The organism is Streptomyces sp. NPDC057002 (assembly GCF_042673825.1).
Classification (GTDB): Bacteria; Actinomycetota; Actinomycetes; order Streptomycetales; family Streptomycetaceae; genus Streptomyces.
The window spans coordinates 24,450-41,095 of the sequence record NZ_JBHURZ010000004.1 but is presented as its reverse complement, the minus strand read 5'-3'; the positions used below and the strand labels follow the sequence as shown (position 1 = coordinate 41,095).

Annotated in this window: 17 protein-coding genes; 13 read left to right on the top strand and 4 right to left on the bottom strand. The window is 71.0% G+C overall.

What is annotated here, in order from left to right:
* The first annotated feature begins 9 nt into the window (after nucleotides 1–9).
* The gene (locus ACFT32_RS20070; protein WP_382490863.1) at nucleotides 10–231 is read left to right on the top strand and encodes a hypothetical protein; all 222 of its coding nucleotides are present in this window, start codon (nucleotides 10–12) and stop codon (nucleotides 229–231) included.
* Between the two features lie 68 nt (nucleotides 232–299).
* Here the strand turns inward: ACFT32_RS20070 and ACFT32_RS20065 are convergent, their stop codons facing one another.
* Complete coding sequence (locus ACFT32_RS20065) at nucleotides 300–1,469, bottom strand: threonine aldolase family protein (protein ID WP_382490862.1); 1,170 nt, start codon at nucleotides 1,467–1,469, stop codon at nucleotides 300–302.
* 175 nt (nucleotides 1,470–1,644) lie between these two features.
* Here ACFT32_RS20065 and ACFT32_RS20060 point away from each other — a divergent pair, with 175 nt between their 5' ends.
* The 10 genes from ACFT32_RS20060 to ACFT32_RS20015 all read left to right on the top strand — a co-directional run bounded on the left by ACFT32_RS20060 (nucleotide 1,645) and on the right by ACFT32_RS20015 (nucleotide 10,305).
* The gene (locus ACFT32_RS20060; protein ID WP_382490859.1) at nucleotides 1,645–2,583 is read left to right on the top strand and encodes a Rossmann-like and DUF2520 domain-containing protein; all 939 of its coding nucleotides are present in this window, start codon (nucleotides 1,645–1,647) and stop codon (nucleotides 2,581–2,583) included.
* Entirely contained in the window at nucleotides 2,580–3,581 is a 1,002-nt protein-coding gene (gene panC / locus ACFT32_RS20055) for a pantoate--beta-alanine ligase (RefSeq protein ID WP_382490857.1), read from the top strand. Before ACFT32_RS20060 ends, panC begins: the two co-directional genes overlap by 4 nt.
* Nucleotides 3,578–5,299 carry an L-aspartate oxidase gene (locus ACFT32_RS20050; protein ID WP_382490854.1) on the top strand — a complete coding sequence of 574 codons (1,722 nt, stop codon included), beginning with the start codon at nucleotides 3,578–3,580 and terminating at the stop codon, nucleotides 5,297–5,299. Before panC ends, ACFT32_RS20050 begins: the two co-directional genes overlap by 4 nt.
* Nucleotides 5,300–5,304: 5 nt before the next feature.
* Nucleotides 5,305–6,279 carry a carboxylating nicotinate-nucleotide diphosphorylase gene (gene nadC / locus ACFT32_RS20045; protein ID WP_382490851.1) on the top strand — a complete coding sequence of 325 codons (975 nt, stop codon included), beginning with the start codon at nucleotides 5,305–5,307 and terminating at the stop codon, nucleotides 6,277–6,279.
* A gap of 13 nt (nucleotides 6,280–6,292) precedes the next feature.
* Entirely contained in the window at nucleotides 6,293–7,090 is a 798-nt protein-coding gene (locus ACFT32_RS20040; RefSeq protein WP_382490849.1) for a type III pantothenate kinase, read from the top strand.
* Between the two features lie 532 nt (nucleotides 7,091–7,622).
* Nucleotides 7,623–8,345, top strand: a complete 723-nt coding sequence (locus ACFT32_RS20035; protein WP_382492680.1) for a hypothetical protein — start codon at nucleotides 7,623–7,625, stop codon at nucleotides 8,343–8,345.
* A gap of 18 nt (nucleotides 8,346–8,363) precedes the next feature.
* Nucleotides 8,364–8,546, top strand: a complete 183-nt coding sequence (locus tag ACFT32_RS20030) for a hypothetical protein (protein ID WP_382490846.1) — start codon at nucleotides 8,364–8,366, stop codon at nucleotides 8,544–8,546.
* Nucleotides 8,547–8,729: 183 nt separating this feature from the next.
* Nucleotides 8,730–9,203 carry a BlaI/MecI/CopY family transcriptional regulator gene (locus tag ACFT32_RS20025; RefSeq protein ID WP_382492677.1) on the top strand — a complete coding sequence of 158 codons (474 nt, stop codon included), beginning with the start codon at nucleotides 8,730–8,732 and terminating at the stop codon, nucleotides 9,201–9,203.
* A 9-nt stretch (nucleotides 9,204–9,212) separates the two neighbouring features.
* Entirely contained in the window at nucleotides 9,213–9,746 is a 534-nt protein-coding gene (locus tag ACFT32_RS20020) for an amino-acid N-acetyltransferase (protein ID WP_382490843.1), read from the top strand.
* 223 nt (nucleotides 9,747–9,969) lie between these two features.
* Nucleotides 9,970–10,305 (top strand): Lsr2 family protein, encoded by a 336-nt coding sequence (locus ACFT32_RS20015; protein ID WP_184594809.1) that lies wholly within the window; start codon nucleotides 9,970–9,972, stop codon nucleotides 10,303–10,305.
* Between the two features lie 9 nt (nucleotides 10,306–10,314).
* Here the strand turns inward: ACFT32_RS20015 and ACFT32_RS20010 are convergent, their stop codons facing one another.
* Complete coding sequence (locus tag ACFT32_RS20010; protein ID WP_382490841.1) at nucleotides 10,315–11,172, bottom strand: SCO3374 family protein; 858 nt, start codon at nucleotides 11,170–11,172, stop codon at nucleotides 10,315–10,317.
* Between the two features lie 430 nt (nucleotides 11,173–11,602).
* Between ACFT32_RS20010 and ACFT32_RS20005 the strand changes: the two genes are divergently transcribed.
* The gene (locus ACFT32_RS20005) at nucleotides 11,603–14,128 is read left to right on the top strand and encodes an ATP-dependent Clp protease ATP-binding subunit (RefSeq protein WP_382490838.1); all 2,526 of its coding nucleotides are present in this window, start codon (nucleotides 11,603–11,605) and stop codon (nucleotides 14,126–14,128) included.
* A 66-nt stretch (nucleotides 14,129–14,194) separates the two neighbouring features.
* Here the strand turns inward: ACFT32_RS20005 and ACFT32_RS20000 are convergent, their stop codons facing one another.
* A complete protein-coding gene (locus ACFT32_RS20000) occupies nucleotides 14,195–14,836 on the bottom strand; it encodes an HAD family acid phosphatase (protein WP_382490835.1) in 642 nt (213 codons plus the stop codon).
* A gap of 439 nt (nucleotides 14,837–15,275) precedes the next feature.
* Between ACFT32_RS20000 and ACFT32_RS19995 the strand changes: the two genes are divergently transcribed.
* Nucleotides 15,276–15,989, top strand: coding sequence for a M23 family metallopeptidase (locus ACFT32_RS19995; RefSeq protein ID WP_382490832.1), 714 nt, complete (start codon nucleotides 15,276–15,278; stop codon nucleotides 15,987–15,989).
* Nucleotides 15,990–16,017: 28 nt separating this feature from the next.
* Here ACFT32_RS19995 and ACFT32_RS19990 read toward each other — a convergent pair whose 3' ends face one another.
* The gene (locus ACFT32_RS19990; RefSeq protein ID WP_382490829.1) at nucleotides 16,018–16,614 is read right to left on the bottom strand and encodes a TetR/AcrR family transcriptional regulator; all 597 of its coding nucleotides are present in this window, start codon (nucleotides 16,612–16,614) and stop codon (nucleotides 16,018–16,020) included.
* Nucleotides 16,615–16,646: the final 32 nt, after the last annotated feature.

The following is a 16,646-nucleotide window of genomic DNA, read 5'->3' as shown; positions in this document are numbered from 1 at the left end:
CGATCCACGATGAGCATCACCCAGCAGCACCTCCTCGACCTCTACCGCGCCCAGCAGCTCGGCGAGCCCGCCCCGCCCGCGCCGGGCACACACGACCGGCGGGTCGTCCGCGAGTGGCGCGACGAACGCCGATTCCGTGCGGTCCTGGCCGGGCGCCCGGCGAGCGGCCGGCAGCGGATCCGGCACGCCCTGAGCCGGTGGCTGCACCCTGGACGCCGCTTCACCGGCTGACCGCTCCGGCCGCCGGGCGCCGGCAGACCGTCACCAGGGGCGGCCGACGGCCTTCTGCCCGTTTCCGACTACCTGCCGCCCTCCCCGGGCAACCGGGCGACGAACTCCGTGACCGCCGTCTTCACGTCCTCGGCGGTCCACTCCAGCCCGGGGGCCCGCACGCTCACCTCCGTGCGGGCCAGGCCCGGACCGCCCCGGCCCCAGGCGGCGGCAAACAGGAAGACACCCGTTTCCTCGGCCGTCCTGACCGCCGCCTCCCCGGCCACGTCCGCCTCGTACGGCAGCCAGACCTGGAAGTCGTGGGTGTGCGGCACCTCCGGGTACACGCGGGCCCACGGCAGCCCGGCCGCCGCGAACCCCTCGCGCAGGGCGCCGGCCACCACGCGCGCGTGGGCGACGTACTCCGGCAGGCGGGGCAGCTCCCGCTCCAGTCCGGCCAGCGCCGACAGAGCCGTGGGGAACTGCTGGAAGACCAGGCCGCCGTACCGGTGCCGCCAGGCCTTCGCCTCCTCCACCAGCTCCTTCGGGCCGGCGAGCGCCGCACCTCCGACCCCCTCCAGGGCCTTGTAGAACGACACGTAGACGCTGTCCGCCAGGCCCGCGATCTCCTCCAGGGACCGGCCGAGGCGGACGGTGGACTCCCACAGCCGGGCCCCGTCGAAGTGCACCACGGCGTCCCGCTCCCGCGCGGCCTCCACCACCTCCGTGAGCTCCTCCCAGGACGGCAGTACGAAACCGGCCTCCCTGAGGGGGAGTTCCAGCATCAGCGCCCCGAAGGGCTCCTCGAAGTCGCGCACCTCGGCGGCGGTGGGCAGCCGCGGCTCGTCCGTCACGCGTATCGGGCGCAGACCGCCGACCTCGCTGAACGCGTTCCGTTCGTGCAGCTCGGGATGGCTGAGCGCGTGCAGGGCGACGGTCGGGTTGCCGGTGCGGCCCGCCCAGCAGCGCAGGGCCACCTGCTGGGCCATCGTGCCCGTCGGGAAGAACGCGGCGGCTTCGGTGCCGAGCAGCCCGGCGACCTTGGTCTCCAGCGCCTCGACGACCCCGTCGCCGTACGCGTCGGACAGCTCGTCCAGGTCGTACAGGTCCTCCGCCCCGGCCAGTTCCGCCAGGCGCTCCCGGAGCGACTTGTGGAAGGCGAAGCGCGCGAGCACCCGCCGTGCGCCGCGATGGGCGGCCAGCCGCCGCTCACGGAGCCCCGTCCGCCGCTCCTCGTCCTGTTCCGTCGTCTCAGTCATGCCCCGGATCCTGCCCCGCGCGCGTGCGGGCGGGCACCCGCATTTCCCGAACACCCCGTGGACGGCTCTTCCCCACACCCTGTGGACGGCCGAACACCCCTCGAACCGATCGCGTTAACATGACGAGAAATCGTCCGGTACCCGGAGCGGACTGGAACGGGAAGGCCGCCGTCGAGTGAACACAACCCCACAGCCAGACCCCAGGGACCGCCCCGCGCGCCTCACCGTCGGAGTCGTCGGCGCCGGCCGCGTGGGCCCCGCGCTGGCCGCGGCCCTGCAACTCGCCGGGCACCGCCCGGTCGCCGTCTCCGCGGTCTCCGACACCTCCCGGCGCCGTGCCGCGCAACTGCTGCCCGACGTCCCCGTGATGCCGCCCGCCGAGGTCCTCCAGCGGTCCGACCTGGTCCTGCTGACCGTTCCGGACGACGCCCTGCCCGAGCTGGTCGCCGGACTCGCCGACACGGGCTCCGTACGGCCGGGACAGCTGCTCGTCCACACCTCCGGGCGCTATGGCGCGCGGGTGCTCGACCCCGCCCTGCGCGCGGGCGCCCTGCCGCTGGCCCTGCACCCCGCGATGACCTTCACCGGTACGCCCGTGGACGTCCAGCGGCTGGCCGGCTGCTCCTTCGGCGTCACCGCGCCCGAGGAGCTGCGGCTGGCGGCCGAGGCCCTCGTCATCGAGATGGGCGGCGAGCCCGAGTGGATCGCCGAGGAGAACCGGCCGCTCTACCATGCGGCGCTCGCCCTGGGCGCCAACCATCTGGTCACCCTGGTCGCCCAGTCCCTGGAGCTGCTGCGCGCGGCCGGGGTCGCCGCCCCCGACCGGATGCTCGGCCCGCTGCTCGGCGCGGCCCTGGACAACGCCCTGCGCTCCGGCGACGCTGCCCTCACCGGCCCGGTCGCGCGCGGCGACGCGGGCACGGTCGCGGCCCACGTCAGCGAGCTGCGCCGGCACGCCCCGGGGACCGTCGCCGGCTATCTGGCGATGGCCCGCGCGACCGCCGACCGGGCCCTGGCCCACGGCCTGCTGAAGCCGGAGCTCGCCGAGGACCTCCTCGGGGTACTCGCCGACGGGACGGACGGCACCGACGGCACCGAAGGGGACGCCCGATGACCACCACCCTGCTGAGCACCGCCGGCGAGCTGCACGCACGCGTGCGGGCGGGCCGCCGCGCCGTGGTGATGACCATGGGCGCCCTGCACGAGGGCCACGCCACGCTGATCCGCACCGCGCGCGGCATCGCGGGCCGGGACGGCGAGGTCGTCGTCACCGTCTTCGTCAACCCGCTGCAGTTCGGCCAGGGCGAGGACCTTGACCGCTATCCGCGCACCCTGGACGCCGACCTCAAGCTCGCCGAGGAGTCCGGCGCGGACGTCGTGTTCGCCCCCGCCGTGGACGAGGTGTATCCCGGTGGCGAGCCCCAGGTCCGCATCACCGCGGGCCCCATGGGCGAGCGCCTGGAGGGCTCCGCCCGCCCGGGCCACTTCGACGGCATGCTCACGGTCGTCGCCAAGCTGCTGCACCTGACCCGCCCCGACGTCGCCCTGTACGGCCAGAAGGACGCCCAGCAGCTCGCCCTGATCCGCCGCATGGTGCGGGACCTGAACTTCGGCGTGGAGATCGTCGGCGTCCCCACCGTCCGCGAGGACGACGGCCTGGCCCTGTCCAGCCGCAACCGCTACCTCTCGCCCGCCGAGCGGCGCACCGCCCTCGCGCTGTCCAGCGCCCTGTTCGCGGGCCAGGACCGGCATGCCGCGCAGGAGGCGCTGCGGGCCCGGGCCCGTGAAGTGCCGGCCACGCGCGCGCGTGCCGAGGCGCTCAGCGCCATCGGCGAGTCCCGCGCGGCGGCCGACGCGCACGCCGTGGCGACGGCCGTCCCGGGCGGTCCTGCGGCCGTCCGCGCGGCCGCCCGCCAGGTCCTGGACGAGGCCGCCCGCCTCGACCCGCCGCTGGCCCTGGACTACCTCGCGCTGGTCGACCCGTCCGACTTCACCGAGATCGGGCGCGACTTCACCGGCGAGGCGGTCCTCGCCGTGGCCGCCCGGGTCGGGGCGACCCGGCTGATCGACAATCTCCCCCTCACCTTCGGAACGTTCGGAGCCGCCTCGTGACCAGCACAGGCATACGACTGCACGCGCCTGAGCCCGGGTGGTCCATCGACGCGGACGTGGTCGTCGTCGGCTCCGGCGTCGCCGGCCTGACCGCGGCCCTGCGCTGCCAGGCCGCGGGCCTGCGGACCGTCGTCGTCACCAAGGCCCGCCTCGACGACGGCTCCACCCGCTGGGCCCAGGGCGGCATCGCCGCGGCCCTCGGCGAGGGCGACACCCCCGAACAGCACCTGGACGACACCCTGGTCGCGGGCGCGGGCCTGTGCGACGAGGAAGCGGTCCGCATCCTCGTCACCGAGGGCCCCGACGCCGTACGCCGTCTCATCGAGACCGGCGCCCGGTTCGACGAGTCCACCGAGGGCGGGCTGGAACTCACCCGCGAGGGCGGCCACCACCGCCGCCGCATCGCCCACGCGGGCGGGGACGCCACCGGTGCCGAGATCTCCCGCGCCCTGGTCGACGCGGTACGCGCGCGTGGCGTGCGCACGGTCGAGAACGCGCTGGTCCTGGACCTCCTCACGGACGCCGACGGCCACACCGCGGGCGTCACCCTGCACGTCATGGGCGAGGGCCAGCACGACGGCGTGGGCGCGGTCCACGCACCCGCCGTGGTCCTGGCGACCGGCGGCATGGGCCAGGTCTTCTCGGCGACCACCAACCCCTCCGTGTCCACGGGCGACGGCGTGGCCCTGGCGCTCCGCGCGGGCGCCGAGGTCAGCGACCTGGAGTTCGTCCAGTTCCACCCGACCGTCCTCTTCCTGGGCGCCGACGCGGAGGGTCAGCAGCCCCTGGTCTCCGAGGCGGTCCGCGGCGAGGGCGCCCACCTCGTCGACGCCGACGGCACGCGCTTCATGCTCGGCCGGCACGAACTCGCCGAACTCGCCCCCCGGGACATCGTCGCCAAGGGCATCATGCGCCGCATGCAGGAGCAGGACGCCGACCATATGTTCCTCGACGGCCGGCACTTCGGCGCCGAGATGTGGGAGCACCGCTTCCCGACGATCCTCGCCGCCTGCCGCGCCCACGGCATCGACCCGGTCACCAGCCCCATCCCGGTCGCCCCGGCCGCCCACTACGCCTCCGGCGGCGTCCGCACCGACTCACAGGGCCGTACGACCGTCCCCGGCCTGTACGCGTGCGGCGAGGTGGCCTGCACCGGCGTGCACGGCGCCAACCGCCTGGCCTCCAACTCCCTCCTCGAAGGCCTGGTCTACGCCGAGCGCATCGCGGCCGACATCACGGCGAGCCACGCGGAGAACGGCCTCCTCACGCGCGTGCCCCGGCCGCTCCCGTACCCGGAGACCCCCGAGCACCCCCTGCTCACCGCGGAGGCCCGCTTCACGATCCAGCGGATCATGTCCGACGGCGCGGGCGTGCTCCGCTCGGCCGGGTCCCTGGCCAAGGCCGCCGACCAGCTCCAGCGGCTGCACACCGACGCCCGCGACGCCCTCGCCGAGAACGGCAAGACCGCCGAGCCCGGCGTCGACACCTGGGAGGCCACCAACCTCCTGTGCGTGGCCCGGGTCCTGGTCGCCGCCGCCCGGCTCCGCGAGGAGACCCGGGGCTGCCACTGGCGCGAGGACCGCCCCGAGCGCGACGACACCGGCTGGCGGCGCCACATCGTCGTACGCCTGAACCCGGACCGCTCGCTGGCCGTGCACACCACGGACACCACACACTTCCCCACGACCCTCCCCACCCAGGCCCCCCAGGAGCAGTGACCGACGTGACCACCCCCGACCTTCCCCTCGCCTCGTCCGGAGGCTGCGGCGACGGCTGTGCCTGCGGCGCGGACGAGCAGGCGTACCTGGAGTGCGGCCTGGACCCCGCACTCGCCCAGCTCCTGGCCGACGCCGGCCTCGACCCGGTCGAGGTCGAGGACATCGCCAACGTGGCCCTCCAGGAGGACCTGGCCCACGGCGTGGACGTGACGACGGTCGCGACGATCCCCGAGGACGCGGTGGCCACCGCCGACTTCACCGCACGCGAGGCGGGCGTGGTGGCCGGCCTGCGCGTCGCGGAAGCCGTCATCTCGGTCGTCTGCGAGGAAGAGCTGGAGATCGAACGCCACGCGGAGGACGGCGACCGCGTGGAGGCGGGCCAGAAGCTCCTCTCCGTCACCACCCGCACCCGCGACCTCCTCACCGCCGAACGCAGCGCGCTGAACATCCTGTGCCGCCTGTCGGGCATCGCCACCGCCACGCGCGCGTGGGCGGACACGCTCGACGGCACCAAGGCCAGGGTCCGCGACACCCGCAAGACGACCCCCGGCCTGCGCAGCCTCGAGAAGTACGCGGTCCGCTGCGGCGGCGGCGTCAACCACCGCATGTCCCTCTCGGACGCGGCCCTGGTCAAGGACAACCACGTGGTCGCCGCGGGCGGCGTCGCCCAGGCCTTCCAGGCGGTCCGCGACCGCTTCCCCGACGTCGCCATCGAGGTCGAGGTGGACACCCTGCACCAGCTCCGCGAGGTCCTGGACGCCGGAGCGGACCTGATCCTCCTGGACAACTTCACGCCGGGCGAGTGCGAGGAGGCGGTGGCCATCGTCCAGGGCCGCGCAGCCCTGGAGGCGTCGGGCCGCCTGACCCTCGGCAACGCCAAGGCGTACGCGGACACCGGCGTCGACTACCTGGCCGTCGGAGCGCTCACCCACTCCTCGCCGATCCTGGACATCGGCCTCGACCTGCGGCCGGCGGAGTAGGGCGGGTACGGGCATGCTGCTGACGATCGACGTAGGAAACACCCACACCGTCCTCGGCCTGTTCGACGGCGAGGACATCGTCGAACACTGGCGCATCTCCACGGACGCGCGCCGCACCGCCGACGAACTCGCGGTCCTCCTCCAGGGCCTGATGGGCATGCACCCGCTCCTCGGCGACGACCTGGGCGACGGCATCGACGGCATCGCCATCTGCGCGACCGTCCCCTCGGTCCTGCACGAGCTCCGCGAGGTGACCCGCCGCTACTACGGCGACGTGCCCGCGATCCTCGTCGAACCGGGCGTCAAGACGGGCGTCCCGATCCTCATGGACAACCCCAAGGAGGTCGGCGCCGACCGCATCATCAACGCGGTGGCGGCGGTCGAGCTCTACGGCGGCCCCGCCATCGTCGTCGACTTCGGCACGGCGACGACGTTCGACGCGATCAGCGCGCGCGGCGAGTACGTCGGCGGGGTCATCTCGCCCGGCATCGAGATCTCCGTAGAGGCCCTCGGCGTCCGCGGCGCCCAGCTCCGCAAGATCGAGGTGGCCCGGCCCCGCAGCGTCATCGGCAAGAACACGGTCGAGGCGATGCAGTCGGGCGTCATCTACGGCTTCGCCGGCCAGGTCGACGGCGTCGTCAACCGCATGGCCCGCGAGCTGTCGGAGGACCCGGAGGACGTCACCGTGATCGCGACGGGCGGCCTGGCACCGATGGTCCTGGGCGAGTCGTCGGTCATAGACGAGCACGAGCCATGGCTGACCCTGATCGGCCTGCGACTGGTGTACGAGCGGAACGTCTCGCGGATGTGAGCAGGCACCCGGCGCCGGTGCTGGGGCCGGGTGGGCCCGCAACCCGGCGGAGCGGGGTGCCGCCGCGCCCACCCGTGCCGCCCTTAGCGGCACGATTGCCCGCAGCTAGGCGGGACCGGCGGCCCACGGCTAGGCGGGGCTGGCGGCCGTGGCCAGCGCCCGCAGCCGCTGAGCGGGGCGCGCGAGCGCAGGTGGGCCGCACGGCGCTGAGCCACGACGTGCCCGCACTCGCGTACGGCGAGAAGGGGCCGTGTCGGGGGGTGTCCGCCCGCAGCGGTTGTCGCGTCAACGGACAGTCAGTCGGCGTGGCACCCCATCGCGACGTGCCGAGGACGGACACCCCCCGGCGCGGCCCCGACCCACCACCCGGCGCTAGGCGCTACGCGTACCCCCACCACACCCGCACAGGCCGCCGCAGGCACCCCGCCCACCCGAGTGGTCCCCCACGCCACACCCGCGCCCCCTATGCGTAATTTGTCTGATTAGCGCGTATCGTCGCAGCATGCCCACGCCATACGGATCCCGCGGCGGCATGGCGTTCGGCGTGGAGGAGCTGCGTGTGCTCCGCCGCGCTCTCGCCCTCGCCCTCCACCCCACCTCCGCCTCGTCCGACGACGTCCAGGACTGCCTCCGCCTAGCAGAGTCGCTGGACGAGGCGACGCGGGAGGGGGCCAGGCTGCGTGCCTTCCTCGTGGCCGACCTCGGCCGGTACCGCGCAGCCCTGCCAGGCACCGCCGCCGGCTATCTCACCCTCCTGGACGAGGCCCTGGGCGCCGGATACCGCCCCCACCCGCACGACCTCACGGCCCTCCGCGCCCTGCGCGGCAACCCCACCGCCGCCACCCTCCTGGACCGCTGCCGCCGGCTCGCCGAGCAGCGCGTACGCACCCACGCGCAGCAGCACCCCCAGACCCCCCGCCCGGCCACCCGAGCGACCCCCACCACCCCCGTCACCCCCACCGTCCCAGCGGCCCGCACCCGCCTCCTGGCCCTCCCGGGAGGTCTCTCCGCAGCCCCCTCCACCCCCGGAGACTCCGCCAAGGACACCCCCGGAAAGGACCCCGAGAAGAAGCCCGCACGCAAGCCACCGGCCCCGAAACCCGCCCCCAAACCCGCCCCGGCTCCCACCCCACCCCCCTCCCCGGCCAGCCCCAAGCCCAGCCGTCGCCCCATCCCCACCCCGGGCGAGGTCTTCCCGCGCCGCAAGCCCACCCCGCCGCCTCCCGCGAACCCCCAGCAGCTCGCCGCAGGCTGACGTGGCTACCCTGGATCCATGGACTATGTCTCCGCGCTGCTGCCCCCGGTCGTCATGGCCGTCTTCTTCATCGGCGTGATCCGGGTGATCGTGAAGACACAGGGCGGCGCCAACAAAGCCAAGGAGGACGCGGCCGTGGACGCCGCCCTCGCGCGCGTGGAGGGCGCCCACCAGTCCTCCGCGAGCACCCCGAAGGCCTGACCGCCCCAACCGCCCCACTCGGCGTACGACTCAGCGAGGCCCCGCCCGGCCCGCCCCTTCGAGTCGTACGCCCTTTTTGTTCCTGTTCGCCGCTGAAGCGCACGTCCGCCACGCCATTCCCGAGATCTCCCACTATTGTTCTGAGCTGTGCCTCGCCCATTGGGAGAACTCGAAGACGCGGTCATGTCGCGGGTGTGGAAGTGGAACCGCCCGGTGACCGTTCGGGAAGTCCTGGAAGATCTTCAGAAGGAGCGGTCCATCGCCTACACCACGGTGATGACCGTTTTGGACAATCTCCATCAGAAGGGCTGGGTGCGCCGCGAGGCGGAAGGCCGTGCCTATCGATATGAGGCGGTCTCCACACGCGCCGCCTACGCCGCCGCCCTGATGAACGACGCCTGGTCGCAGAGCGACAACCCCGCGGCCGCTCTCGTCGCCTTCTTCGGCATGATGAGCGAGGAACAGCGACACGCTCTCCGCGATGCCGTACGCATCGTCCAGGTCCCGGAAACCCTGGAACCGACCGAAGCGTCTGATTCGACCGAACCACCTCAACCCGCTGAACCGGCTCAACCTGCAGAACCGCCTCAACCCGCAGAACCCCGAGAAGCCACTCCCGAGAACCCCGCCTCCGCTCAGGACCGCGGCGGGCGATAGCGTCCGCCCATGTCCGCGAAGAGCCCCGAAGCCACCGCAAAAGCCATCACGGTCCGACGGGCCCGCACCAGCGATGTCCCGGCGGTGCGCCGTCTCCTTGACGCCTACGTCCGCGGCGGCATCCTGCTCGACAAAGCAACGGTGACGCTTTACGAGGACATCCAGGAGTTCTGGGTCGCGGAACGGGACGACAACGCGGAGGTCGTCGGCTGCGGCGCCCTGCACGTGATGTGGGAAGACCTCGCGGAAGTCCGCACTCTCGCGGTGAAGCGGGGCCTGAAGGGCGCGGGCGTCGGACACCAAGTGCTGGAGAAGTTGCTGCACACCGCCCGCTGGCTCGGCGTTCGCCGCGTTTTCTGTCTGACCTTCGAAGTCGACTTCTTCGTCAAGCACGGCTTCGTGGAGATCGGCGAGACGCCGGTCGACACGGATGTCTACGCGGAGCTGCTGCGTTCCTATGACGAGGGTGTCGCGGAGTTCCTCGGTCTCGAACGAGTGAAACCGAACACCTTGGGCAACAGCCGGATGCTTCTGCATCTGTGATCGTCGGCGATTGGGGATCGACACCTGCCCCGGTGCCCTATGTCCGAAACGCGTACGTTTCCGGACGGAGCCAGGGCTCCCGGTCTCTGCCGAGGGTTTGTGTTTTTCCGGCAAAAGCGGTTTGCTTTCCGACGTACTGCAGTACTGCATATAACAGGGGACGGCGATACGGCGGACGCCGGCACACTCCCCGGCCCTGAAGATATCGATGAAAGGAAATCCGGTGGCACAGAAGGTTCAGGTCCTTCTTGTCGACGACCTCGACGGTGGCGAGGCGGACGAGACCGTGACGTTTGCGCTGGACGGCAAGACGTACGAGATCGATCTCACCACCGCCAATGCGGACAAGCTCCGTGGCCTTCTCGAGGCTTACGTGAAGGGCGGTCGTCGTACCGGAGGCCGTGCTTCGGGCGGGCGCGGAAAGGCGCGCGCGGCTTCGAGCGGCAGCCAGGACACCGCGGCCATCCGCGCCTGGGCGAAGGAGAACGGCTACGAGGTCAACGACCGCGGCCGTGTCCCCGCGACCATCCGCGAGGCTTACGAGAAGGCCAACGGCTGAACAGCGGCACTACTGACCTTGCGCACGCAAGGCCGGCGGCTGGGCGCACGCGCGCCGCAGCCGGACCCGGTGGCAGTGCGTGGCCACCGTGTCCACCAGCCGTACGAGATCGGGGGCGCCCCCACCACCCCCCAAGGCCGACAGCGTCGGCAGCGAGGCCTCGACCTCGCATCCCGGCTCGGGGGGCCGCAGCCACACGGCGGCCCCCTGGGAACCGACCGGGCCCAGGGGCAGCGGACCGGTGACGGCCGCCTCAGGAGGCACCAGCGAGGCCCTCTGACCGGGCAGCAGCACGTTCTCACGGGACGACGGCCCGTCCGCCTCGCAGGGCGACAGCACATCCGTACGTGGCAAGAGCAGGCCCCCGTCCGCCTCGCAGGGCGACAGCACATCCGTACGTGGCAAGAGCAGGCCCCCGTCCGCCTCGCAGGGCGACAACGCATCCGCCACACGCGGCAGCACCCCGCTCACCCCGGCCGGCGCCGGCGCCTCCATGGACCCGCCCGCCCCGATCGCGACCAGATCGAGCGCCAGCGACCCCCACTCCAGCCACTCCAGCAGCCCGGGCAACTCCTCCACGCTGCCCGCCGCCACCAGCAGCCGCACGCGGTCACCCTGTACGGCCACGGGAGAGCCCGGCCCCAGACGCCGCAGCGCCGCGTGTCCCGCCTCGGCCGGCACGTCCAGGACGTCGAAGCGAGCGCCCACCGCCAGCCGCACCGGCTCGCCCGGCTCCCCCGGCACCGTCGGCCAGCCCAGTTCCCTCTCGTACCACCACCGGACCGGACAGCTCTCGTCGAGCGGCCGGCGGGGGAGCGGAACGAGCGGGGACGCGGACGCGGTCACGGGGTGCGGGGCGCCGAACATGCCAAGTGCAACCGCCGGAAGGACGTGCGAGTTACGCTGGGTTCCCGTGCGAGCGCACAGAGTGGCGAAATGGGGGCGTGTGGGGGCTGCCGGAAGGCGCAAGGTTGTTCGCCCGTAGCGGAGGGAACCGGGGCACCCGGCATGGACATCCGGGCTCTACGGGTAAGACATCCCTAGTGGGAGGGGGCGACACGCAGGAAAGGCCGTCTCACGTTCGCCATCGGCGTACTGGCGATGGGGGTAACTGCCTGGCCTGCGGGAACATCGTCTCGCACCATCGGGTTGGAGCAGATGTCGGCGTTCGGGGTCAGGAGGCCATCGACGGTGTCGGCAGTTGGAATGAGCGGTCCCCGCTTGCGGGACTAAGCTGCGGAAGGACAGGGAGGGGAAGTTCCCCCCACTGCCTGACCGCTCTGAGGAGCGATTAACGATGTTCGAGAGGTTCACCGACCGCGCGCGGCGGGTTGTCGTCCTGGCTCAGGAAGAAGCCCGGATGCTCAACCACAACTACATCGGCACTGAGCACATCCTCCTGGGCCTGATCCACGAGGGTGAAGGTGTCGCCGCCAAGGCCCTTGAGAGCCTCGGGATTTCGCTCGAGGCGGTCCGCCAGCAGGTGGAGGAGATCATCGGGCAGGGGCAGCAGGCCCCGTCCGGGCACATCCCCTTCACCCCCCGTGCCAAGAAGGTCCTGGAGCTGTCGCTCCGCGAGGCCCTTCAGCTGGGCCACAACTACATCGGCACGGAGCACATCCTGCTCGGCCTGATCCGCGAGGGCGAGGGCGTCGCCGCCCAGGTCCTCGTCAAGCTGGGCGCAGATCTCAACCGGGTGCGGCAGCAGGTCATCCAGCTGCTCTCCGGTTACCAGGGCAAGGAGACCGCCACCGCCGGCGGGCCTGCCGAGGGCACCCCCTCGACGTCCCTGGTCCTCGACCAGTTCGGCCGGAACCTCACCCAGGCCGCTCGTGAGTCCAAGCTCGACCCGGTCATCGGGCGCGAGAAGGAGATCGAGCGGGTCATGCAGGTGCTGTCCCGCCGTACGAAGAACAACCCGGTCCTGATCGGTGAGCCCGGCGTCGGCAAGACCGCCGTCGTCGAGGGCCTCGCTCAGGCCATCGTCAAGGGCGAGGTGCCCGAGACCCTCAAGGACAAGCACCTCTACACCCTGGACCTCGGCGCGCTGGTCGCCGGCTCCCGCTACCGCGGTGACTTCGAGGAGCGCCTGAAGAAGGTGCTCAAGGAGATCCGCACCCGCGGCGACATCATCCTGTTCATCGACGAGCTCCACACCCTGGTGGGTGCGGGTGCCGCCGAGGGCGCGATCGACGCCGCGAGCATCCTCAAGCCGATGCTGGCCCGCGGTGAGCTGCAGACCATCGGTGCCACCACGCTGGACGAGTACCGCAAGCACCTGGAGAAGGACGCGGCCCTCGAGCGCCGCTTCCAGCCCATCCAGGTCGCGGAGCCGTCCCTGCCGCACACGATCGAGATCCTCAAGGGTCTCCGTGACCGGTACGAGGCCCACCACCGCGTCTCCATCACCGACGAGGCGCTGGTCCAGGCCGCCACGCTGGCCGACCGGTACATCTCGGACCGCTTCCTGCCGGACAAGGCGATCGACCTGATCGACGAGGCCGGTTCCCGGATGCGCATCCGCCGGATGACCGCGCCGCCGGACCTGCGCGAGTTCGACGAGAAGATCGCCGGTGTCCGCCGGGACAAGGAGTCCGCGATCGACTCGCAGGACTTCGAGAAGGCCGCCTCCCTCCGCGACAAGGAGAAGCAGCTCCTGGCCGCCAAGGCCAAGCGGGAGAAGGAGTGGAAGGCCGGCGACATGGACGTCGTCGCCGAGGTCGACGGCGAGCTGATCGCCGAGGTCCTCGCGACCGCCACCGGCATCCCGGTCTTCAAGCTGACCGAGGAGGAGTCCTCGCGTCTGCTGCGCATGGAGGACGAGCTCCACAAGCGGGTCATCGGCCAGGTCGACGCCGTCAAGGCGCTGTCGAAGGCGATCCGCCGTACGCGTGCCGGTCTGAAGGACCCGAAGCGTCCCGGTGGCTCGTTCATCTTCGCCGGCCCGTCCGGTGTCGGTAAGACCGAGCTGTCCAAGGCGCTCGCCGAGTTCCTCTTCGGCGACGAGGACGCGCTGATCTCCCTCGACATGTCGGAGTTCAGCGAGAAGCACACGGTGTCGCGGCTCTTCGGTTCGCCCCCCGGTTACGTGGGCTACGAAGAGGGCGGCCAGCTGACCGAGAAGGTCCGCCGCAAGCCGTTCTCCGTCGTCCTCTTCGACGAGGTCGAGAAGGCCCACCCGGACATCTTCAACTCGCTGCTGCAGATCCTGGAGGACGGTCGCCTGACCGACTCCCAGGGCCGGGTCGTGGACTTCAAGAACACGGTCATCATCATGACGACCAACCTCGGTACCCGGGACATCTCCAAGGGCTTCAACCTGGGCTTCGCGGCCTCGGGTGACAAGAAGTCGAACTATGAGCGCATGAAGAACAAGGTGTCGGACGAGCTCAAGCAGCACTTCCGGCCCGAGTTCCTCAACCGCGTCGACGACGTGGTCGTCTTCCCGCAGCTGACCCAGGAAGACATCCTCAAGATCGTCGACCTGATGATCGGCAAGGTGGACGAGCGCCTGAAGGACCGGGACATGGGCATCGAGCTCTCCCAGTCCGCCAAGGAGCTGCTGTCCCAGAAGGGCTACGACCCGGTGCTGGGTGCGCGTCCGCTGCGTCGCACCATCCAGCGCGAGATCGAGGACTCGCTGTCGGAGAAGATCCTCTTCGGCGAGCTGCGTCCCGGTCACATCGTGGTCGTGGACACGGAGGGCGAGGGCGAGGCCAAGACCTTCACCTTCCGGGGTGAGGAGAAGGCGGCCCTGCCGGACGCCCCGCCGATCGAGCAGGCGGCCGGCGGAAGCGGGCCGAACCTGAGCAAGGACGCGTAAGCGTCACGGCTGAGTGAGAGGGGCCGGTGCTGAAAAGCACCGGCCCCTTTCGCATGCCCTGCGGCCCTACGACAGCTGCCCGTCGTAATCCGGCAGCTTGTACGTCTTCTCGGCATGGCCGCCCGAGAGATCGGTGGCGCTGTTGCCGATGTTCGCGATGATCGTGTAGCCCTTCTTCTCGATGTCGACGCGCTGGGCCGTCTTGTACTCGGCGACGTTCTTGAAGAGGTCGATGAAGTTCCGGACGTAGAGGCCGGAGACCTGGTAGCCGGTCTGCTTCAGGTTGTACTCGGTGAACGAGGCGATGATGTCCGGGCGGGCGGTCACGAAGAACAGGGCGACGCCGTGCTCCTGGGCGTATCTGGCGGCCTCCAGGACCGGCTTGTTGGCCGGCTGGGGGTAGCTGAAGCCGAAGTCGGTCTCCAGCGTGGTGTTGTCGATGTCGAAGACGATCGCCTGCTTCTCACCCGGCTTTGTGGCCGCGATCCGCTGCTTCAGATAGGGCAGCGCCTGGGCCATCACCGCCTGGCAGTCCTTCTGCCAGGTGTTGTAGTCGACGTCCGCCGCAGCGGCCGTGGGGGAGGCGGTGGCGGCCGTGGAGGCGCGGGTGGCGGTCGTGGCGTCGGCCGGCGCGGCCATCGCCACAAGGGCTGCGGCCGATACGGCGGTCACTGATACGCGGCGCAACCAGGGGCGTCGGGTCTGCATGTCGTGGGGGGTCCTCTCACGTCCGTGACGCTGCAACATGTCGTGTGCATGTTCGTGGGCGAGGGTGGCGCGAGGGGAACCGTAAGGTTACCGAACGGTAGGTGCCTAGAGGCGTGCGCCACATTTCCGGAATGGCCGAAGAGGGCCTCCGGTGACATGGCGCACAGGCGATATGTCCGTTACTAGGTGGAATAGTGGCTAACGGACCGGGAGGAAAGGGATTCTTGCCGCGCAGGGTGGGGGGAAGTGCGGTGCAGTGCGTGATTCGTCCCGTATGACTGCTGTGTCAAGAGACGTAGAACACTGAACCAAATTACTAACTTCAGTCGTAGATCACGCTTTTTGGGGTTTGTCGGACTTCGGGTTACCAAGGGATGGCCATTCGGCGAGCGTCTGTGCGCCGGGTGGTTTTCTCCGTCCCCTTCCACACGAGGTTTCGATGTCCCAGCGCGTCACGTCCCGTTCTTCCCGTACGTCCCAGCTCCGCACCCGTGCGACCGTGCTGGCCGCCGGCCTTGGCGTCTCGGTCGCACTGGGAGCCGGGGTCGCGTCCGCCGCCGACACCACGTCCGCGTCCGGCGCCGCCAGTGCCGTCCAGGCGCAGGCCGCCGCCCAGGCCAAGCACGCCAAGGCCGAGGCCGTGAAGGCCGAGAAGGCCGCCAAGGTCGCCGCCGCGAAGAAGGCGGCCGAGAAGCAGGCCGCCGCCAAGAAGGCCGCCGCCAAGAAGGCCATGCCGTCCTGGGTCGACCCGGTGAAGAAGTACAAGCTCTCCGCGAGCTTCGCCCAGAACGGCGGCATGTGGCAGTCCACCCACAGCGGCCAGGACTTCGCCGTGCCGAGCGGCACCCAGGTCGTCGCCACGCACGGCGGCACCGTGGTCAAGGCCGGCGGCAACGGCGCCGGTGACGGCCCCGCCTACGGCAACGCCGTCGTGATCAAGCACGGCAACGGCACGTACTCCCAGTACGCCCACCTGTCGAAGGTCACCGTGAACGTCGGCCAGATAGTCAAGACCGGCCAGGAGATCGCCAAGTCCGGCAGCACCGGTAACTCGAGCGGTCCGCACCTGCACTTCGAGATCCGTACGACCGCGAACTACGGCTCGGCCGTCGACCCGGTGAAGTTCCTGCGCGCCAAGGGCGTGAAGGTCTGACGACCCCCCTCTGACCCGGGAGGGGCTCCTAGGAGCCCCCGGCTCCCAGGTGGGCCCGGGTCACCAGCTCAGTGGCGACCTCGAGGACGGCTTTGTCCTTCTCCTCGGGGTCGCCTTCGAGGTCCTGGAGCAGGAACATCCCGGCGTGCAGCGTGAACAGCGCGCTGGCGCAGCGGACCTGGTCGATCAGGTCGGCGTCCGGGTCGACGATGATGTCGCGCAGCCTGTGGATGCGGGCCTTGAAGGAGTCGCCGACCTGCAGTTCCCGGACCGTCGCCTGGTTCTCGTGCATGAAGCGGAACAGCGGTGCCGCCGCGGCGAGCGTACCGGCGTAGCGGCGGACGATCTCCTGCTTGGTGGCGAGGGTGTGCGGCTGCTGCCGGCCCCACTCGATCAGGTCCTCTATCGGCTGGGTGAGGTCCTCGAAGATGCTGACGAGGATCTCTTCCTTCGTCTTGAAGTGGTAGTAGAGCGCCGCCTTGGTGACGTCCAGGCGCTCGGCGATCTCGCGCAGGGACGTCTTCTCGTAGCCCTGCTCCGCGAAGAGTTCGAGGGCTACGTCCTGGATGCGCTGGCGGGTGTTCCCGCGGCGCCGCTGCCTGGTGCCGTCCATGGTGCCGCCCATCCTCCTACGCCGCCCCGCTTTCCATAAAACTT

What these genes read in the sequence shown, in the direction of transcription:
- ACFT32_RS20070 (WP_382490863.1), top strand. Translation starts at nt 10, where the DNA reads ATGAGCATCACCCAGCAGCACCTCCTCGACCTCTACCGCGCCCAGCAG.
- ACFT32_RS20065 (WP_382490862.1), bottom strand. Translation starts at nt 1,469, where the DNA reads ATGACTGAGACGACGGAACAGGACGAGGAGCGGCGGACGGGGCTCCGT.
- panC (WP_382490857.1), top strand. Translation starts at nt 2,580, where the DNA reads ATGACCACCACCCTGCTGAGCACCGCCGGCGAGCTGCACGCACGCGTG.
- ACFT32_RS20040 (WP_382490849.1), top strand. Translation starts at nt 6,293, where the DNA reads ATGCTGCTGACGATCGACGTAGGAAACACCCACACCGTCCTCGGCCTG.
- ACFT32_RS20035 (WP_382492680.1), top strand. Translation starts at nt 7,623, where the DNA reads ATGGCGTTCGGCGTGGAGGAGCTGCGTGTGCTCCGCCGCGCTCTCGCC.
- ACFT32_RS20030 (WP_382490846.1), top strand. Translation starts at nt 8,364, where the DNA reads ATGGACTATGTCTCCGCGCTGCTGCCCCCGGTCGTCATGGCCGTCTTC.
- ACFT32_RS20025 (WP_382492677.1), top strand. Translation starts at nt 8,730, where the DNA reads ATGTCGCGGGTGTGGAAGTGGAACCGCCCGGTGACCGTTCGGGAAGTC.
- ACFT32_RS20020 (WP_382490843.1), top strand. Translation starts at nt 9,213, where the DNA reads ATGTCCGCGAAGAGCCCCGAAGCCACCGCAAAAGCCATCACGGTCCGA.
- ACFT32_RS20010 (WP_382490841.1), bottom strand. Translation starts at nt 11,172, where the DNA reads ATGTTCGGCGCCCCGCACCCCGTGACCGCGTCCGCGTCCCCGCTCGTT.
- ACFT32_RS20005 (WP_382490838.1), top strand. Translation starts at nt 11,603, where the DNA reads ATGTTCGAGAGGTTCACCGACCGCGCGCGGCGGGTTGTCGTCCTGGCT.
- ACFT32_RS20000 (WP_382490835.1), bottom strand. Translation starts at nt 14,836, where the DNA reads ATGCAGACCCGACGCCCCTGGTTGCGCCGCGTATCAGTGACCGCCGTA.
- ACFT32_RS19995 (WP_382490832.1), top strand. Translation starts at nt 15,276, where the DNA reads ATGTCCCAGCGCGTCACGTCCCGTTCTTCCCGTACGTCCCAGCTCCGC.
- ACFT32_RS19990 (WP_382490829.1), bottom strand. Translation starts at nt 16,614, where the DNA reads ATGGGCGGCACCATGGACGGCACCAGGCAGCGGCGCCGCGGGAACACC.